The sequence below is a fragment of the Streptomyces sp. NPDC047917 genome, assembly GCF_043204345.1.
Classification (GTDB): domain Bacteria; phylum Actinomycetota; class Actinomycetes; order Streptomycetales; family Streptomycetaceae; genus Streptomyces; species Streptomyces sanglieri.
The window spans coordinates 252,092-268,261 of the sequence record NZ_JBIDCA010000009.1; the positions used below are offsets into that span (position 1 = coordinate 252,092).

The window sequence follows — 16,170 nt, forward strand, 5'->3', positions numbered from 1 at the left end:
TCTACTCTCCTTGGGGAATCCGTGAAGTTCGCCTGGATCGACCTCCGTTCCGTCGCCGCCGAGCAGGTGCCCGCCGTCGTGGACGCCGCCGTGCACGCCCGCCTCGACGGCATCGTCGACTCCCGTCCCGATGTGCTCGCCACCCTGCCGCCCACCATCAAGAAGGTGCTGTTCCCGCCGGCCGAGGCCGCGTCGCCGAACCGTCCGGCGCAGGACGGGGACGGCACCGCCACCGCGCAGACCGGGCCGGCCGATCTCGTCGCCGTGACCGTCGCGGACGACGACGAGCTCAACGAGCTGCGCCTGCGGCATCTCGCGGGCGAGAAGTCCGCCACCTCCTTCGTCGAGGTCGTCGACCAGCGCACCCTCGATCTCGCCTGCGCCGCGGCTGCGGCCCTGCCCTACACCGTGGTCAGGTTCCGCGACCCGACCAAGATCCCGCTGGAGATCGTCATCGCGGCCGCCGACCGCTCCGAGGGGCAGCTGATCTGCGAGGTCGGCGATCTGGAGGAGGCCGAGATCGTCGTCGGCGTCCTGGAGAAGGGTTCGGAGGGCGTGATGATGGCCCCGAAGAACGCCGACGACGTCTTCAAGCTGGCCGAACTGCTCGCCGCCCGGACCGATCCGCTCGAACTCACCACGCTGACGGTCGAGTCGATCGAGCACACGGGCATGGGGGACCGGGTCTGTGTGGACACCTGCACCCACTTCGAGAAGGACGAGGGCATCCTCGTCGGCTCCTACGCGCACGGCTTCGTGCTCTGCGTCAGTGAGACCCACCCGCTGCCGTACATGCCGACGCGCCCCTTCCGCGTCAACGCCGGCGCCCTGCACTCGTACACCTACGGCGCGGACAACCGCACCAACTACCTGAGCGAGCTGAAGGCCGGCGCGACCGTGCTCGGCGTCGGCGCCGACGGGCGCACCCGCCGCATAGCGGTGGGCCGGGTGAAGCTGGAGTCCCGCCCGCTGCTGACGATCAAGGCCAAGTCGCCCGAGGGCGTCGAGGTCAGCCTGACCGTGCAGGACGACTGGCACGTGCGGGTCCTCGGCCCCGGCGCCAAGGTCCTCAACGTCACCGAGCTGAAGTCCGGCGACCAGCTGCTCGGCTACACGCCGACCGACAAGCGCCACGTGGGCTGGCCCGTCGGCGAGTTCTGCATCGAGAAGTGAGCCGACCGCCCGGGTGCGCCCGTGCGCGGGCGCACCTGCGGCCATCGATTCCTGAGACGGAGAACTCATGGAGAACGCGCCACCCAAGGACTGGACAGCCCTCGGCGGCTGGATCGAGAACGCCCTGTCGGCACAGCCCGCCGACACGGTCTGGGCCACCGCGCAGTCCGACATCACCTGGGAGCACCTGCGCCGCAAGGTGACCGAGCTGAACGAGCTCCTCGGCGTCCGCGGCATCGGGCCGGGCACGACCGTCGCCGTCCAGATGGTGCCCAGCTACAGCTACCTGTGGACCGTCCTCGCGCTGTGGCTGCGCGGCGCCCAGGTCATCCTGATGGACCCCCGGCTGACCCGGCTGGAGGTCAACCGGCTGGTCAACCTCTGCGAACCGCAGTACCTCATCACCTCCGGAGCGTCCGGGGCGGTACGTGTCGTCTTCCAGGACGAGTGCGAGATCCAGGTCGAGCGGCGCCGCGGCGGACACGCCGCCGGCAACGCCAACGCACTGCTGCAGTTCAGCTCCGGCGCCACCGGATACCCGAAGATCATCGGTCGCACCGGGGCCTCGCTGCTGACCGAGCTCGACCGCTTCGCCGGCCTGGAGGGAATGCCCACGGCCGGCGAGAAGGTTCTGCTGGGCAACTCCCTCACCCACTCCTTCGGGCTGATCGGCGGCGTGCTGCACGCACTGTCGGCGGGCGCCACGCTGGTGTTCACGCCCAATGCCCAGCCCCGGACACTGCTGCGCACCCTGGCCGACAGCGGGGCGCAGGTCCTGTTCGGTGTCCCGTTCCACTTCGAACTGCTGAACCGGGTCTCCGAGCCCGTACCGCTCCCTTCCCTGAGACTCGCCGTCTCCGGCGGGGAGGCCATCCGGCCAGAGGTGTACGAGCAGTTCGAGCAGCGATACGGCATCCGGATCGGCCAGGCCTACGGAATGACCGAGACCGGGATCATCGCGACGGACCTGGCCGGGCGGCACCTTCCGCCCGCCGTGGGGACGCCGGCCCCCGGCATGGAGGTACGCGTCCAGGGCGGTGAGCTCCAGGTCCGTGCCGACGTCTCCCCCTACGTCTACGCCAACGACGTGGACAACAGGTTCGTCGACGGCTGGCTGCGCACGCACGACCTCGCCGGCATCGACGAGCCGACCGGGATCGTCTCCGTGCACGGCCGCGCCGACTCGCTCGTGGTGATCGGCGGTCTCAAGGTGGATCTGCGCGAGGTCGAGCTGGCACTCGCCGAGCACCCCCATGTCACCGAGGCGGTGGTGCTGTTCAGCGGCACCATCGAGGCGTTCGTCGGTACGAGCGGCGGCATCGGCGTACGGGAGCTCCAGGCGTGGTGCCGGGACCGGCTGAGCCACTACAAGATCCCGCGCAGGTTCGAGCTCGCCCCCGCGGTCCCCCGCACGAGCAACGGAAAGCTCATCCGCAATCGCGAACTGCTGGTCTCGCGGATGGCCGGCTCCGCAACCACCCGCGGTGAGGTCGTGACGTGATCATCCAACCGATGCTGCGAGGCGCTCTGTGCGCCAACGCCCACCCCGACGGCTGCGCCGAGCGCGTACGGCGCGACGTGGCCCACGCCCGTCGGCAGGACAGGTTCACCGGACCGGGCCGGCCGCGCAACGTCCTGGTCGTCGGTGGTTCCGCGGGGCTGGGCCTCGCGGCCCGGATCGCCGTCTCCATCGGCGCCGGGGCAGCCACGCTGAACGTGTGCCAGGAGAGTCCGGGCACACCCAACCGGACGGCGACGCCCGGCTGGTACAACACCGTTGCCGCGGAGGCGGAGCTGGAGCGCGAGGGTCATTACGCGCGCACCGTCGTGGGAGACGCCTTCAGCGATGCCACGAAGGACCGGACCATCCAGACGATCCGCGACGACCTGGGCAGCGTGGACCTCGTCGTCTACAGCGTGGCGGCACCCCGTCGCGCCCACCCGGAGACCGGCCGGACCCATCGCTCCGCGCTCAAGACGATCGAGCGGCCCTTCAGCGCGAAGACCTACGACAGCGCGACCGGCAAGGTCGACCGGGCGACGCTCGACCCGGCTTCCGAGGAGGAGATCCGGGACACCGTCACCGTCATGGGCGGGGACGACTGGCGTCGGTGGATCGACGCGCTGCAGAGCGCCGACGTCCTCGCGCCCGGAGCCCGGACGGTCGCCTTCAGCTACGTCGGCAACACCGCGCTGGCCCCCACGTACCGGGCCGGCACGCTCGGCCGGGCCAAGGAGCACCTGGAGGCCACCGGCCGTGACCTGGATGCCCGGCTCCGCCGCGTCGGCGGCCGCGCCGTGACCGCGGTGATGCGAGCCCTCGTCACCCAGGCCAGCCAGGTCATCCCGGCACAGACGCTGTACACCGTGCTGCTCGGCCGGGTCATGCGCGAGGCGGGGTTGCAGGAAGGCCCCATGGAGCAGGCGTACCGGCTGCTGGGAGGGCTGTACCCGGAGGCGCTCGACCCCTCGGCGAAGCCGGTGCCCTCCGTGGTGACGGACGAGCTGGGGCGTCTGCGGCTGGACGACCTCGAACTGCGTCCGGACGTCCAGGAGGAGGTCGACAACCGCCTCGCGCGGGTCGACAGCGACACCGTCGGGCAGCTCGGCGACCCGGCGGCCCACCGGGCCGAGGCGCTCGCCCTCAACGGCTTCGGTCTGCCGGGGGTCGACTACACGGCGCCGACGGACCCCGTACGGCCGCTCGTCGACCCGGTCCGCGTGACCAATGGCCAGGTGCGTGTCCCGCGCGGCTGACCGCCCGCCGGCGAAAACCCCGATCTCTCACCGTCAAGGAGAACTGTCATGGCATCCCAGATCCGTTCCTTCGTCATCGGCATCATCAGCGAGATCTTCCCCGAGGTGGACGAGTCCGTCTCCGACGACCTCCCGCTCGGCCCCGGCGGTCTGGAGCTGGAGTCGCTCGCGCTCGTCGAGCTGCTGGTGCAGGTGGAGCACGAGTACGGAGCCAAGATCGCCGACGAGGACCCGGCGGCCCAGCCGACCGCCACCCTCGGCGAGTTCGTCGCGGCGGTTGCCGCCCACCGGGAGGACGCGTCCGCCGAGGCGGTTGCGTGATCACCATCGACCAGGTCCGGGGCCTGCTGTGCCGCCCCGAGATCGTGCCGGGCACCGAGGCCCTGGGCGACGACACCCCGATCACCCTCGACTCACTCGCGCTGGTGTGGTTCCAGCACGTACTGGAAGAGGAGCACGGCATCAGCATCGACCCGTACGGGGCCGATCTCGACCACTTCGACTCGGTCCGCGGGATCCACACCTATCTGCGGTCCGTCGGGGCCGTGACAACTACCGCACACCGAAAGGGTGGAACCGATGCCGACTGAGGTGCGGGTGACGGGCTACGACGTGTTCACCGCGTTCGGCGCGGGTGTCGACGCGCTGCGGGACCATGTCCTCACCGGCCGCGACGCGTTCGCCCCCATCGAGCGCTTCGACACCACGCCGTTCCGCAACCGGTACGCGGCGACGTACGGCGGCCGGGAGAACGCGCCGCGCCAGCTGGACACGGTCCTCGGCTGCGTCCGCGGCGCGCTCGCGGCGGCGAAGCTGGATCCGCAGGACCCCGGGGCGGTGGATCCCCGCCGGGTGGCCGTACTCATGGGGACGCAGGGCGACTTCACCGGCCTGCACCGCTTCTGGGAGAACGAGGCGGCGGGCCGGCCCTCCGATCCGGCGGACGTGCACCGCAGTTTCGCCGGTGGCATCCCCGAGGCCATCGCGGCGGAGTTCGGCTTCGCCGGGCCGCGCCTGGCGTTCATCAACGCCTGTGTGGCCTCCGCCGGCGCCGTCATCCACGGCTGCCGGATGATCAGCGCAGGGCAGGTCGACGTCGCCGTGGTCGGGGGTGTCTACCTGGTCGACGAGGAGCAGTTCGCCAAGTTCGACTCCGGTCGTACCTTCGCGAGGGACGGGCAGCTCCGGCCGTTCGCCCAGGGGCGCAGCGGCATGCTGCTCGGCGACGGCGCCGCGGCCATCGTGCTGGAGTCCGAGGAACACGCTCTGCGGCGCGGCGCCCGGTCGTCGGCGCGCATCCGCGGCTACGGCATGTCCGCCGACGCCCATCACGTCGTGCAGCCGCACCCGCGGGGGCTGGGCATGGCACGTGCGGTGCGCCGTGCGCTGGCCAAGGCCGGCGTCGGCCCGGACGGCATCCAGTACGTCAACGCCCACGGGACCGGCACGCGTCTCAACGACCCGGCGGAGACCGCCGCGCTGCGAGAAGCCTTCGGCGACCGTGCGGACCGGCTGATGGTGAGCTCCACCAAGAGCATGACCGGCCACATGCTGGAGGCCACGGGCGCGGTCGAACTGGTCGTGGGACTTCAGGCGCTGGAGAACCAGACCGTGCCGCCGACCGCGGGGTACGACGAGCCGGACCCGGAGTGCGACCTCGACTGCGTACCCAATGAGCCGCGGCAGGCGCGCCTGGACCGGGTGCTCTCGCTCAACGCCGGCTTCGGGGGCCTGAACACTGCGATCATTCTGGAGAAGCCGTGACATCCACTGCAGCGCCGAACCCCGCACGGGAGCAGCCCGGCACCGCCGGCGGGCCCCTGCGGGTGGTCGCGGCGGCGCACCTCACCCATCGGCCGGACGGTCCCGGACTGCCCGTGGTGCCCGGGTTCGTCGCCTCGACGTTCAACCCGCTGGTCCATGAGACCGTGCGCCGCTGTCTGGGCGATCCGCCGGCCGACGGCACCGGGAACGCGCTGGTCGGCCCGTACCCGGACACCACGGCCGTCGTCCTGGCCACGGTGGCCGGCGACGCGACCACGTCCGACCTGGCGAGCCGGAAGCTGGTGAGCGGCCGGGTGCACAACCCGCTGCTCTTCTTCCAGTCCGTCACCACGTCGATCCTGGGGCACCTGACCATCGAGTACGGGCTCACCGGACCTGTCTCCTGCGTCGCCGCCGACCACGGCGTGGCCGAGCAGGCGTGGGAGGCGGCCGAGCTGCTGCTCTCGCAGGAGCCGGAACTGGATCAGGTCCTCCTGATCGGGGTCGAGTTGGCCGTCAATCCGCGCACCCGCGCCGCGTACGGCCAGGTGGCCCGGCTCGGCCGGTCGGCGCGACCGCCGGAGCAGGACCTGGCCGTGGCGGTGCTGCTGCGCCGCGCCGTCGGCACCGGGGAAGGTTCCCGGCCGCCCGGGTACGAGGGCGGGAGCTCTCCGTACGGATCCCTGCTCCCCCTGGTCGCGGTCGCGGAGCGGGCCGGCCGGACAGGAGAGGCGGCATGAAGGAATCCCTGGCCGAGCTGATGGCCGGCCTGCCCGAAGAGGTGCTCGCGGAACAGCTGATACACCGGCTCGGCATAGAGGTCCAGGAGTGGACACGGGAGCGTGTGGTCGCCACCATGCCGGTCGCGGGCAACCGGCAGCCCTACGGTCTCCTGCACGGCGGCGCCAGCGCGGCGCTCGCCGAGACGCTGGGCTCGCTGGCCGCCGGGGCGTACGTGGCGCCCGACGGGATGCTCGTCGGTCTCGAACTGAACTGCACGCACCACCGCGCCGCCCGGGACGGACTGGTGACGGGTGTGTGCGAGCCCCTTCACCAGGGCTCGCAGGTGGGCACCTACCAGGTGACCATCCGGGACGAGCAGGACCGGCTGGTCTGCACGGCGCGTCTGACGTGCCTGCTGCGCAAGCGGCCGGGGCGCTGACCATGACCGCTCCCCAGCAGTGCGCCCGGCAGGGTCCGCGTTCCGCCACGGGGCACCACACGGTGCCGGCCGAAGAGCTCCACCGCTTCCGCGCCATGCTCGAACGGGCCTCCGGTACGGAGGGGGACCGAAGCGTCCAGGACGGCACGGTGCTGCCGCTCGCCCTGCTGGCCGCCGTCGCCGTGCGCGCTTCCGGGCAGCTGTTCGCGGACGGTCCGCCGGGAACGGTCGCGCTCCACGGCGCGCAGAGCATCCGTCTGCTCCGGCCGGTCCACGCGGGCGAAAAGCTGGTCTGCGCGTGCGCGATCCGCTCGACGAAGGCGCTGGCGAACGGGGTCATGACCGAGGTGTCGGTGCACCTGGCCGTCGGCACGGAGTCCGTCGCGGAAGCCGGCTCGCTGCTCGTCCACAGGGCGCCCGGCACGGCGGCTCCCGCCAGGGCCCCCGCACCCGTCCGCCCCCGCCCCGCGCGGGACCCCGCACCCGGCATCTGCGTGGACCGTGCGCTGGTGCGCGAGTACGCCGCGGTGTCCGGGGACCACAACCCCATCCACCTGTCCGAGGACGCCGCGCTGGAAGCCGGATTCCCCGGAGTCATCGCCCACGGCATGCTCACCTTCGCCCTGGCCGAGCAGCACCTGAGGACCGGGGCGGGCCGGGGCCGTCCGTACGAGCTCTCGCTGCGCTTCTCCCGGCCCCTGGTGATCGACGGCGAATCCGCCGGACTGCGGGTGACCGACCGGCCGGCCCGAGGGACCGGTCCGCATCACGGGTCCGTCTCGCTCATGGCGGCGGACCGCGACGGAACGACCGTGGCCACCGGCCGTGCGGCCCTGCGACCGAGGAACGAACTGTGACCGTCGACGATCTTCCGCGTACCGGGGCCGCCCCGGCCGACGTCCCGGGCACTGCCGCCCCGTGCGAGCCCATGGTTCAGCTGCTCACCCCCGCGGGCGAGCTGGTGGCCCACCCGGAGTTCTCGCTCGACACATCGGCCGACGAGGTGCGCGCCCTGTACCGGGACCTGGTACTGGTCCGCCGCTTCGACAGCGAGGCGGCGTCCCTCCAGCGCCAGGGCGAGCTGGGCCTGTGGACCTCCTCCCTGGGGCAGGAGGCCGCCCAGGTCGGCTCGGCGCGGGCGCTGCGCCCGGGGGACTACGCCTTCCCCACGTTCCGGGAGCACGGCGTCGCCTGGTGCAGGGGGGTTGATCCGATGGACCTGATGGGCATGTTCCGAGGCGTCAACCACGGCGGCTGGAACCCCGCGGACAAGAACTTCCACCTCTACACGATCGTCATCGGCGCACAGACCCTGCATGCGACCGGATACGCCATGGGCCTGGCCAAGGAAGGCTCGCGGGACGCCGTCGTCGCGTACTTCGGTGACGGCGCCAGCAGCCAGGGCGATGTGAGCGAGGCCTTCAACTTCGCCGCCGTGTACGGCGCCCCTGTCGTCTTCTTCTGCCAGAACAACCAGTGGGCCATCTCCGAACCGACGGACCGCCAGTTCCGTGCTCCCCTTCATCGGCGGGCCGCCGGCTTCGGCTTCCGCGGACTGCGCGTCGACGGCAACGACGTACTGGCCTGCCTGGCGGTGACCCGGTGGGCCCTGGAGCGGGCCCGCACGGGTGAAGGCCCCGTACTCGTCGAGGCGTTCACGTACCGGATGGCGCCGCACAGCACGTCCGACGACCCCAGCCGCTACCGCCCGCCGGGCGAACAGGAGGCCTGGGAGGGACGCGATCCCGTCGCCCGGGTGCGCGCCTGCCTGTTGCGCGAGCGGTGGGCCGACCAGGACTTCTTCGACGAGGTCGACGAGGAGGGCGAGGCACTCGCCCGGCGGCTGCGGGCGGGCATTCGCGGCATGCCCGATCCCGACCCCGAGCTGATCTTCCGGCACGTCTACGCACAGCCCCATCCCCTGGTGGCCGAGGAGCGCACCGACCACGCGGCCTACCTCGCCGGGTTCGCCGACGACACACCGGCGCCCGGGGCACCGCACCCCGGGACGAAGGGAGCGACCACGTGACGCGCACCACCATGGTCCAGGCGCTCAACGACGCCCTGCGCTTCGCGCTGGAAGAGAACCCCAGGACACTGGTCATGGGCGAGGACGTGGGCCGGCTCGGTGGCGTCTTCCGGGTCACGGAGCACCTGCACAAGGACTTCGGCGACGAACGGGTCGTGGACACACCGCTCGCCGAGTCCGGGATCGTCGGTACCGCCATCGGCCTGGCCCTGCGCGGCTTCCGTCCGGTGCTGGAGATCCAGTTCGACGGGTTCGTCTACCCCGCCTTCGACCAGATCGTGAGCCAGCTGGCGAAGATGCACGCCCGCTCCCTGGGACACATCCGGCTCCCCGTCACCGTGCGCATCCCCTACGCGGGCGGGATCGGCGCGGTGGAGCACCACAGCGAGTCGCCCGAGACGTACTTCGCGCACACGGCCGGTCTGCGGGTGGTGTCACCCGCCGACGCGAACGACGCGTACTGGATGCTGCGCCAGTCCATCGCGTCCGACGACCCCGTGATCTTCCTCGAACCCAAGCGCCGGTACTGGGACAAGGCGGAGCTCGACACGTCCGCCGCTCCGCGGGGCCTGCACGAGGCAGCCGTGGTGCGGCCGGGCCGGGACCTGACACTCATCGCGTACGGCCCCACCGTGAAGGTCTGCCTGGAGGCCGCGGCCGCCGCGGCGGACGAGGGACGGAGCCTGGAGGTCGTGGACCTCCGCTCGCTGTCACCCGTCGACTTCGGCACTCTCCAGCGGTCGATCGAACGCACCCACCGCGCTGTCGTGGTGCACGAGGCGCCCGTCTTCCTCGGCCTCGGAGCCGAGTTGGCGGCACGGCTGCACGAGCGGTGCTTCTACAGCCTGGAGGCTCCGGTGCTGCGCGTGGGCGGGTTCCACGCGCCCTATCCCCCGTCCCGGGTGGAGGGCGCCTACCTCCCCGATCTCGACCGGGTGCTGCACGCCGTCGACCGGGCCATCGAACACTGACGCACCATGACTTCCGAGGAGCTGTACCCCGATGACCGTCGCCGCCTCCCCGACCCGGCAGTTGTTCCTCATGCCCGATGTGGGTGAAGGACTTGTCGAGGCCGAGATCATCGACTGGCGTGTCCAGGTGGGCGAAACGGTGACCGACGGGCAACCGGTGTGCGAGGTCGAGACCGCGAAGGCCGCCGTCGAACTGCCCATCCCCTACGACGGTGTCGTGGCCGAGATCTTCGCCGCTCCGGGTGAGACCGTCCAGGTCGGATCCCCCATCATCGCGGTCACCACGGCCCCCGCCGAACGGCAGGAGGTGCTGGTCGGCTACGGACCGCGCGAGGCGACAACCGTGCGTCGGCGCCCCCGCAAGCCCGCCGGCGGGCTCTCCTCCGCCGGCCCCGGGCCGGCGGAGCCGTCCCCCGGAACACCCCGGGCGAAGCCGCCGGTGCGCAAGCTGGCCAAGGACCACGGGGTGGAGCTGGCCGACGTCCGGCCCTCGGGGCCCCACGGTGTGATCACACGGAAGGACGTTCTGGATGCCGCACGACGCGGGGACGACCCCACGGCTGTGGCCGGGCCCGCCGATGCCGGGTCTGCCGCCGAGGATTCGGAGGTGCGCATACCGGTTCGTGGTGTGCGTCGGGCCACCGCCCGGGCGATGGTGGCCTCGGCCTTCACCGCACCTCACGCGACGGAGTTCATCGACGTCGACATGACGCGCTCGATGAAACTCGTCCGGCGGCTGAAGGCCTCCCGTGAGCTGGGGGACGTTCCCGTCGGTCCGCTGCTGCTGGTCGCCACCGCGTACCTCACGGCCGTGCGGCGCCACCCCGGGATCAACGCCGTCTGGGACGAGCCGAACCAGGAGATCGTCCTCAGACGGCGCATCGACCTGGGCATCGCCGCGGCCACCCCGCGAGGCCTGATCGTTCCCCACATCAAGGACGCGGGACGGCTCTCCATGGACCGGCTCGCCTCGTCCCTGGCGACTCTTACCGCCCAGGCCCGGAGCGGCCGGACTCCCCCCGGCGACCTGCGGGGCGGCACGACGACCATCACGAACATCGGCGCTCTGGGAGTCGACGGCGGGGCGCCCATCCTCAACCCCGGCGAGGCCTCGATCCTGGCCTTCGGGGCCGTCCGGAGAAAGCCGTGGGTGCACAAGGGGAAGCCGGCGGTGCGCGACGTCGCCACCCTGTCCCTGACGTTCGATCACCGGCTGGTCGACGGCGAGCTGGGCGCCCGGGTGCTGTCCGACACCGCAGCCGTGCTGGAGAACCCCAGGCTCTTGATGGTCTGGCGATAGCTCCCTCGCACCACCACCGCAACCTTGAGGAGGCACACCCATGGCGCGCGCATCCGATTCCGGGCTGCCCGTCCGGCCGGCGCACGGCCCGTCGGCGCCGCAGGGCCGGAACCGGGATCCGCAGCCTGGGAGGCCGGGCACGTACCCGTCCGCCCGAGGCGTGTGTCCGGCGATGTGCGCGTACCGCCCCTGGACGACGCGGCGGTACGCGGCCTTCGGCACGGCCGGCGAGTCCAACGCGCGCTACCGGCGGTTGATCGCCGACGGGGCGACGGAACTCTCCGTCGCCTTCGACCTGCCCACCCGGACGGGTCACGACTCGGACGCGCCGATCGCGTCCGGCGAGGTCGGCAGGGCCGGGGTCGCGATCGACTCGGTCGACGACATGCGGGTGCTGTTCGACGGGATCCCGCTGGACCGGGTCTCCACGTCCATGACGATCGACGCCCCGGCCGCGCTGCTCCTGCTGCTCTACCAACTGGTCGGCGAGGAACAGGGCGTCCCGGCCCAGAAGCTCACCGGCACCACCCGGAACGGTGTGCCCGAGGAGCACATCGCGCGCGGCGCCCGCGTCTTCCCGCCGGGGCCCTCACTGCGGCTGGCCGCCGACGTCCTCACGTACTGCCGGGCCGAGATCCCGAGGTGGAGCATCGTCCCGGCCTGCGGCCACCACGGTGACGAGTCGCACCGCGTCGGCCCGGCCGTCGAGACCCGGCAGGCCGAACGCCTCGCGAAGCTGCGGGCGTGGCGGTGCGGTGAACGCGTCGCAGAAGCCCTGGTCCAGGTGGAGCGAGCCGCTGTGGGTACGGACAACGTCCTCTACCCGATGAAGGACGCCCTCGCCGCCGGCGCCACCGTCGGCGAGGTCTGCGACACCCTGCGCGGCACATGGGGCACGTATCCCCCGGTGGGCCGCTGTCGCTTCATCGGTGGCCCGTCCGAACGGCCGCCACCGGCCGGCGGTCGCCCGCCGGAGCCGCCGGCAGGGTGGGCCACCCCTCGGTGAGCGCGATCGTCGCCAGTTCGGTGTGCTGCCGGTGCTGCCCCACGACGACGGGATGACCGACGGCACGCAGCATGGGGAGATCACTGGGGTGGTCCCCGTAGGCGTAGCAGTTCCCGGCATCCGCGTTCCACGCGTCGAGGACCTCGGCGACAGCACGCGCCTTGGCACTCCCGATCATGGCGCGGATCAGCCCGCCGGTCAGCACCCCGTCCCGTGTGACCGCCTGCTCGGTGCAGAGCACCCTGTCCGCTCCGACCGCCTCGGCTATGGGGTCCACGCAGGCTCTCAGCGACCCGGAGACGAGGACGATGCGAAAGCCCTGACGCTGGTGGAGTCTGAGCCGGTCCAGAGTCGCGGGAAGGAAGACGGCGTCGGTGTCGCGCGCCGCCCTGTACCACCGGCGCCCGGCGGCCAGCAGTTCGGTCCGGCGTACACCCGCGAAATACCTGTAGTAGGCCCGGTTGGCTTCCTCCCGTGGCAGCTCCAGGAGCCTCTCCAGCGGAATCGGGGCCGGTCGGCCCGGCTTTCCCGCTCCGGATTCACGCTGCCAGAAATTCCAGAAGCTCAGCATCGACTTGGCGGCGACGAGCGTCTCGTCGACGTCGAAGAAGGCTATGCGCGGGTTCCTCATGCCTCTGTCCCGGCAGCCGGGAGAACCGCTTGCGCGTAGTGGGCACTCGCCGCCTCGAACCCGAGGGAGGCATGGCCGGTGGCGACACACACGTCCTGCCAGGCGCGGTACAGCGGGCTGCTCCCGGTCAGGGCGCGGGCACCCGCCGCGCGGACCAGACGGCCGACCGCGGTCTCGCAGAGTTCGGCGGCGACCGAGAAGTCGCGTACGTTCTCCGCCACGACGGAAGGGGTGACGGGGTCCTCGTCGGCCCGTCGGGCCGCCTCTGCCAGAAGCAGCTCCGCGGCATGGATCTCGGCCGAGGCGCGCGTCAGAACCTGCTGGGCGGTGACCGTCGTGTGTGCGGGGCGGCCGTCCGCGCGGCACCGTGCGGACATGTCGCCGATCCACGCCTGCCGGGCCCGCCGCGCCGCCCCGAGCGCGGGCGCGAGGAACTGGATTCCGGCGACCGCCGGGTACGGCACCCGGTGGCAGCGCGCCCGGTCGGGGTCGATGTGCGCGAGCTCGGCCGGCGTGAGGGTGCGGTGGGACGGGACGAGGACGTCCTTCACGCGGACGGTGTTGCTGCCGGTGCCCCGCAGCCCGGTGCTGTCCCAGGTGTCGAGGACCTCGAACTCGTGGCGTGGCACGGCGAACACCCGGACCGTCCGCTCTTCGTCCGCGCCGGTCCGGCCGGCCAGCAGCGCCCAGTGCGCATGGTCGATGCCGCTGGCGAACGCCCACTCACCGCTGAGCGACCATCCGTCGCCCTCCGCCACCGCCCGGCCGGCGGGCGGCATCACCGCCGCGGCGATCCGCACATCGGGCGACCGGCCCCACAGGTCGCGCTGCCCGTCCTCCGGGAGATACGCGGCGAGTCGGCCGTGCGCCGCGTAGAGCGCGGCGCACCAGGCGGTCGAGGCGCACTCCTCGGCGAGAGCCGTGCCGGCCCGGGCGAACCCGGTGAACGTGCCCTCCTCGCCTCCCCACCGTCCGGGCACGAAGTGCCGGGTGAACCCGGAGGCCGACACGGCCTCGGCCAGTTCGGCGGGAAGCCGGCGATGTTCATGTGCGGCCCCCGCGGCCCGGCCCGCCCGGCCGGCAAGTGAGTCGAGCGCCGCACTGGACAGGGCCGTGGTCACAGCATGCCTCCACCGGCCACGGAGAAGCCGGAACCCAGCAGTGCCGCGGTGGCCAGAACGGTGCCCCCCTGCGTCGCCGAGACGCGCACGGCGTGCTGCCCGTAGGCGGACGGTTCCTGTGCCACTTCGGCGTCGATCGTGGTCGGGGCGTCCAGCTCGCCGAAGGACTGGAACGTCAGGGCCCCTGCCGTCGGGCTCCAGAGCCAGTTCTCGGCGTCGACGCCTTCGGCATGGGCCGACATCAGCCATGCCGCCTGCTGGAAGGACTCCAGCAGGGCCATGCCGGGTATGTGGTCACAGGCGTGGTCGAAGTAGACGGGATGCTGCCGGTCCAACCTGAACCGCCAGTTGCGGACGCTGTTGCCCGGCGCCAGCATGACGTCCTTGCCGTGCGAGCGCCCGACGGCGGCCGGCGTGGCCACCGGGTCGGCGAGCGTGCCGTCGGGTGCGGGGGCGCGGGGGCCCTCGCCGCTGAAGCGCAGCTGCTCGTACCGCTGAGGGGAGAGCGAGCGCCAGCAGAAGCCGACCTGGCCGAGCCGGATGCCGTCCTCGGTGAGGATCACGGCGTCGAGGGACATGCTCAGGTAGTCCGCGCGGCTGACCTCGACCTGGCAACGGACCTCGATCACAGCGGTGTCGACGGCCCGCCCGGCGTCGATCGACCGGGGTGACGTGTCGAGTTCGTACTCCAGACTGGAGAGCACGAACTGATGGTCCTGGGGCACGTCGTAGTACCGCTGCGTCAGACACAGTCCGGCCTGTCGAACGGTCTCGACGAGCAGCAGCGGATCGAGCGTACGCCGCGGCCCCGTTCCGAAAAGGGTGTGCCGCTCGGGCCACTTCGCGGCGACGCGGTACCGGTCGGCCGATGCGCGAACCATGTCCGTCAGGAAGACCTCGGACGGAGCGGCCTTGTGGACCAGGGTTCTCGACACTGCTCGTTCGAAGGACAACGGTCGGACCGATATGTTCTGTTCAGGTCGCATCAGACCGGAAACGTCATGATTGATGACAGACACTACAGATCTCCCCCCCACGGGTCCTTGACTCAGGCCCGGGCACGCGCCGAAAGCGAGGGTCCACATCGAACCCACAAGCAGGCACCCGCGGCGAGCAAAAAGATACCCACCGGAAGGTATATATTTCAATGGACGACAACACGTGACCGGAAGGGGCGCAAGGGTGGCTGAAATCAGCGAACCGGGTGAGTTCGACCTGGACATCGAAAGTCCGTGGCGGTTCCAGATCGCCGACGAGGGTCCACCCATGCGCCAGGAGCGCGCGCGGCGCACCCGGCAGATCATCCTGGACGTCGCGGCCATGGAGTTCGCCGCCAAGGGGTTCCGCGAGGCATCGCTCCAGGAGATCGCCGTACAGGCAGAGGTGACCAAGGGGGCCATCTACCACCACTTCATCAGCAAGGAGAACCTCGCCGCATACGTCGTGGAGGAGCACTACGCGCGCTGGCCATCGCTGGTGAAGGACGTGAAGGCGCAGGGCCTGAGCCCGTTGGGCACCCTTGAGCTCCTCCTCGACCGCGTCGCCAGGGCCTTCCACGAGGAGCCGATCGTCCAAGCCAGCGCCCGGCTCCAGATCGAACGCTCCAACCTCGCCGTCCGCCTTCCCGCACCCTTCGTCGGATGGACGCTGCTGCTCACCGATCTGCTCAGGGCCGCCGAGAGCGCCGGCCAACTGCGCCCGGGCCTCAAGCCCGAGGCCGCCGCACGTGCGCTCGTCGCGGCCTTCTTCGGCGTCCAACACATCGCGGACACCCTCAACGAACAGGCCGACATGCTGGACCGCTGGGGCGAGGTGAAAGACCTGATGCTTCCCTCGATCCGTCGGGAGTGATGGCCCACGGATCCACGGGGCACCGAGCTACCGCTGCCGGCCGGCCGACCGACGGCCGAGCAGCGGCAGCAGTGCCACAGCCGATCGGAACGTCCTTCCAGGAACACCCCTCCAGGGGCATCACGCCCGGGCATCACTCCCGGAGCGCCTCTCCCGGGGCACCTCTCACGGAACGGCGAAGATCGCTTCCCCGCCTCCGCCGGAACGAGCTGGATCTCCCACTTCGCCGCGAGACCGCTGGAAGGCGCGCCGTCCCGGCTCCTGCCGGCGAGCGATGAAGTCTCCTTCTGCACGGTCGAGGACCTTGCACCGCAGCCGAGGAGGACCGCGCACGGCCGTCCTCCAAGGCCCTGCAAACACCCGGCCGTTGGGGCTGCGGGCTCTGATAGGTTCCATTGTTCGATC

The 16,170-nt window shown here is 71.5% G+C and carries 16 protein-coding genes and 2 pseudogenes; 15 read left to right on the forward strand and 3 right to left on the reverse strand.

Annotated features, from left to right (window positions below; translation table 11 throughout):
• Positions 1-21: 21 nt before the first annotated feature.
• The 14 genes and pseudogenes from ACGF8B_RS23155 to ACGF8B_RS23220 all read left to right on the forward strand — a co-directional run.
• Complete coding sequence (locus ACGF8B_RS23155; protein WP_392741563.1) at positions 22-1,173, forward strand: 3-dehydroquinate synthase II family protein; 1,152 nt, start codon at positions 22-24, stop codon at positions 1,171-1,173.
• A gap of 67 nt (positions 1,174-1,240) precedes the next feature.
• On the forward strand, positions 1,241-2,674 hold the full coding sequence (locus ACGF8B_RS23160; protein ID WP_392741565.1) for a class I adenylate-forming enzyme family protein: 1,434 nt from the start codon (positions 1,241-1,243) through the stop codon (positions 2,672-2,674).
• An 11-nt stretch (positions 2,675-2,685) separates the two neighbouring features.
• Positions 2,686-3,930, forward strand: coding sequence for an enoyl-ACP reductase FabV (gene fabV, locus ACGF8B_RS23165; RefSeq protein WP_392741567.1), 1,245 nt, complete (start codon positions 2,686-2,688; stop codon positions 3,928-3,930).
• 48 nt (positions 3,931-3,978) lie between these two features.
• Positions 3,979-4,251, forward strand: a complete 273-nt coding sequence (locus ACGF8B_RS23170; protein ID WP_317860540.1) for an acyl carrier protein — start codon at positions 3,979-3,981, stop codon at positions 4,249-4,251.
• A complete protein-coding gene (locus ACGF8B_RS23175) occupies positions 4,248-4,520 on the forward strand; it encodes an acyl carrier protein (RefSeq protein WP_392741570.1) in 273 nt (90 codons plus the stop codon). Before ACGF8B_RS23170 ends, ACGF8B_RS23175 begins: the two co-directional genes overlap by 4 nt.
• Entirely contained in the window at positions 4,510-5,694 is a 1,185-nt protein-coding gene (locus ACGF8B_RS23180) for a beta-ketoacyl-[acyl-carrier-protein] synthase family protein (protein WP_392741573.1), read from the forward strand. Before ACGF8B_RS23175 ends, ACGF8B_RS23180 begins: the two co-directional genes overlap by 11 nt.
• Positions 5,691-6,434 carry a ketosynthase gene (locus ACGF8B_RS23185; RefSeq protein ID WP_392741576.1) on the forward strand — a complete coding sequence of 248 codons (744 nt, stop codon included), beginning with the start codon at positions 5,691-5,693 and terminating at the stop codon, positions 6,432-6,434. The genes ACGF8B_RS23180 and ACGF8B_RS23185 overlap by 4 nt, the downstream gene beginning before the upstream one ends.
• On the forward strand, positions 6,431-6,856 hold the full coding sequence (locus tag ACGF8B_RS23190; protein WP_392741579.1) for a PaaI family thioesterase: 426 nt from the start codon (positions 6,431-6,433) through the stop codon (positions 6,854-6,856). Before ACGF8B_RS23185 ends, ACGF8B_RS23190 begins: the two co-directional genes overlap by 4 nt.
• 2 nt (positions 6,857-6,858) lie before the next feature.
• Positions 6,859-7,713, forward strand: a complete 855-nt coding sequence (locus tag ACGF8B_RS23195) for a MaoC family dehydratase (protein ID WP_392741582.1) — start codon at positions 6,859-6,861, stop codon at positions 7,711-7,713.
• Entirely contained in the window at positions 7,710-8,885 is a 1,176-nt protein-coding gene (pdhA, locus tag ACGF8B_RS23200; RefSeq protein ID WP_392741585.1) for a pyruvate dehydrogenase (acetyl-transferring) E1 component subunit alpha, read from the forward strand. Before ACGF8B_RS23195 ends, pdhA begins: the two co-directional genes overlap by 4 nt.
• An 11-nt stretch (positions 8,886-8,896) precedes the next feature.
• The gene (locus tag ACGF8B_RS23205; protein WP_392742027.1) at positions 8,897-9,856 is read left to right on the forward strand and encodes an alpha-ketoacid dehydrogenase subunit beta; all 960 of its coding nucleotides are present in this window, start codon (positions 8,897-8,899) and stop codon (positions 9,854-9,856) included.
• Positions 9,857-9,887: 31 nt separating this feature from the next.
• On the forward strand, positions 9,888-11,156 hold the full coding sequence (locus tag ACGF8B_RS23210; RefSeq protein WP_392741588.1) for a dihydrolipoamide acetyltransferase family protein: 1,269 nt from the start codon (positions 9,888-9,890) through the stop codon (positions 11,154-11,156).
• 40 nt (positions 11,157-11,196) lie between these two features.
• Positions 11,197-11,841 (forward strand): annotated as a pseudogene (locus ACGF8B_RS23215) (methylmalonyl-CoA mutase family protein); the annotation flags it as partial.
• Between the two features lie 12 nt (positions 11,842-11,853).
• Positions 11,854-12,162, forward strand: a pseudogene (locus tag ACGF8B_RS23220) (methylmalonyl-CoA mutase family protein); the annotation flags it as partial.
• Here ACGF8B_RS23220 and ACGF8B_RS23225 read toward each other — a convergent pair.
• From ACGF8B_RS23225 to ACGF8B_RS23235, 3 genes are read right to left on the reverse strand one after another with little or no spacing between them, the layout of a single operon-like run.
• Entirely contained in the window at positions 12,080-12,793 is a 714-nt protein-coding gene (locus tag ACGF8B_RS23225) for an HAD-IB family hydrolase (protein ID WP_392741591.1), read from the reverse strand. The pseudogene ACGF8B_RS23220 and the gene ACGF8B_RS23225 overlap by 83 nt on opposite strands.
• Positions 12,790-13,914, reverse strand: coding sequence for an acyl-CoA dehydrogenase family protein (locus tag ACGF8B_RS23230; protein WP_392741593.1), 1,125 nt, complete (start codon positions 13,912-13,914; stop codon positions 12,790-12,792). The genes ACGF8B_RS23225 and ACGF8B_RS23230 overlap by 4 nt, the downstream gene beginning before the upstream one ends.
• A complete protein-coding gene (locus ACGF8B_RS23235; protein ID WP_392741596.1) occupies positions 13,911-14,849 on the reverse strand; it encodes a ScbA/BarX family gamma-butyrolactone biosynthesis protein in 939 nt (312 codons plus the stop codon). The genes ACGF8B_RS23230 and ACGF8B_RS23235 overlap by 4 nt, the downstream gene beginning before the upstream one ends.
• 247 nt (positions 14,850-15,096) lie before the next feature.
• Here ACGF8B_RS23235 and ACGF8B_RS23240 point away from each other — a divergent pair, with 247 nt between their 5' ends.
• Positions 15,097-15,765 carry a ScbR family autoregulator-binding transcription factor gene (locus ACGF8B_RS23240; protein WP_392741598.1) on the forward strand — a complete coding sequence of 223 codons (669 nt, stop codon included), beginning with the start codon at positions 15,097-15,099 and terminating at the stop codon, positions 15,763-15,765.
• Positions 15,766-16,170 lie beyond the last annotated feature (405 nt).

Coding starts and splice junctions, on each gene's coding strand:
- ACGF8B_RS23160 (WP_392741565.1), top strand. CDS start 1,241: ATGGAGAACGCGCCACCCAAGGACTGGACAGCCCTCGGCGGCTGGATC.
- fabV (WP_392741567.1), top strand. CDS start 2,686: ATGCTGCGAGGCGCTCTGTGCGCCAACGCCCACCCCGACGGCTGCGCC.
- ACGF8B_RS23170 (WP_317860540.1), top strand. CDS start 3,979: ATGGCATCCCAGATCCGTTCCTTCGTCATCGGCATCATCAGCGAGATC.
- ACGF8B_RS23180 (WP_392741573.1), top strand. CDS start 4,510: ATGCCGACTGAGGTGCGGGTGACGGGCTACGACGTGTTCACCGCGTTC.
- ACGF8B_RS23190 (WP_392741579.1), top strand. CDS start 6,431: ATGAAGGAATCCCTGGCCGAGCTGATGGCCGGCCTGCCCGAAGAGGTG.
- ACGF8B_RS23195 (WP_392741582.1), top strand. CDS start 6,859: ATGACCGCTCCCCAGCAGTGCGCCCGGCAGGGTCCGCGTTCCGCCACG.
- ACGF8B_RS23205 (WP_392742027.1), top strand. CDS start 8,897: ATGGTCCAGGCGCTCAACGACGCCCTGCGCTTCGCGCTGGAAGAGAAC.
- ACGF8B_RS23210 (WP_392741588.1), top strand. CDS start 9,888: ATGACCGTCGCCGCCTCCCCGACCCGGCAGTTGTTCCTCATGCCCGAT.
- ACGF8B_RS23225 (WP_392741591.1), bottom strand. CDS start 12,793: ATGAGGAACCCGCGCATAGCCTTCTTCGACGTCGACGAGACGCTCGTC.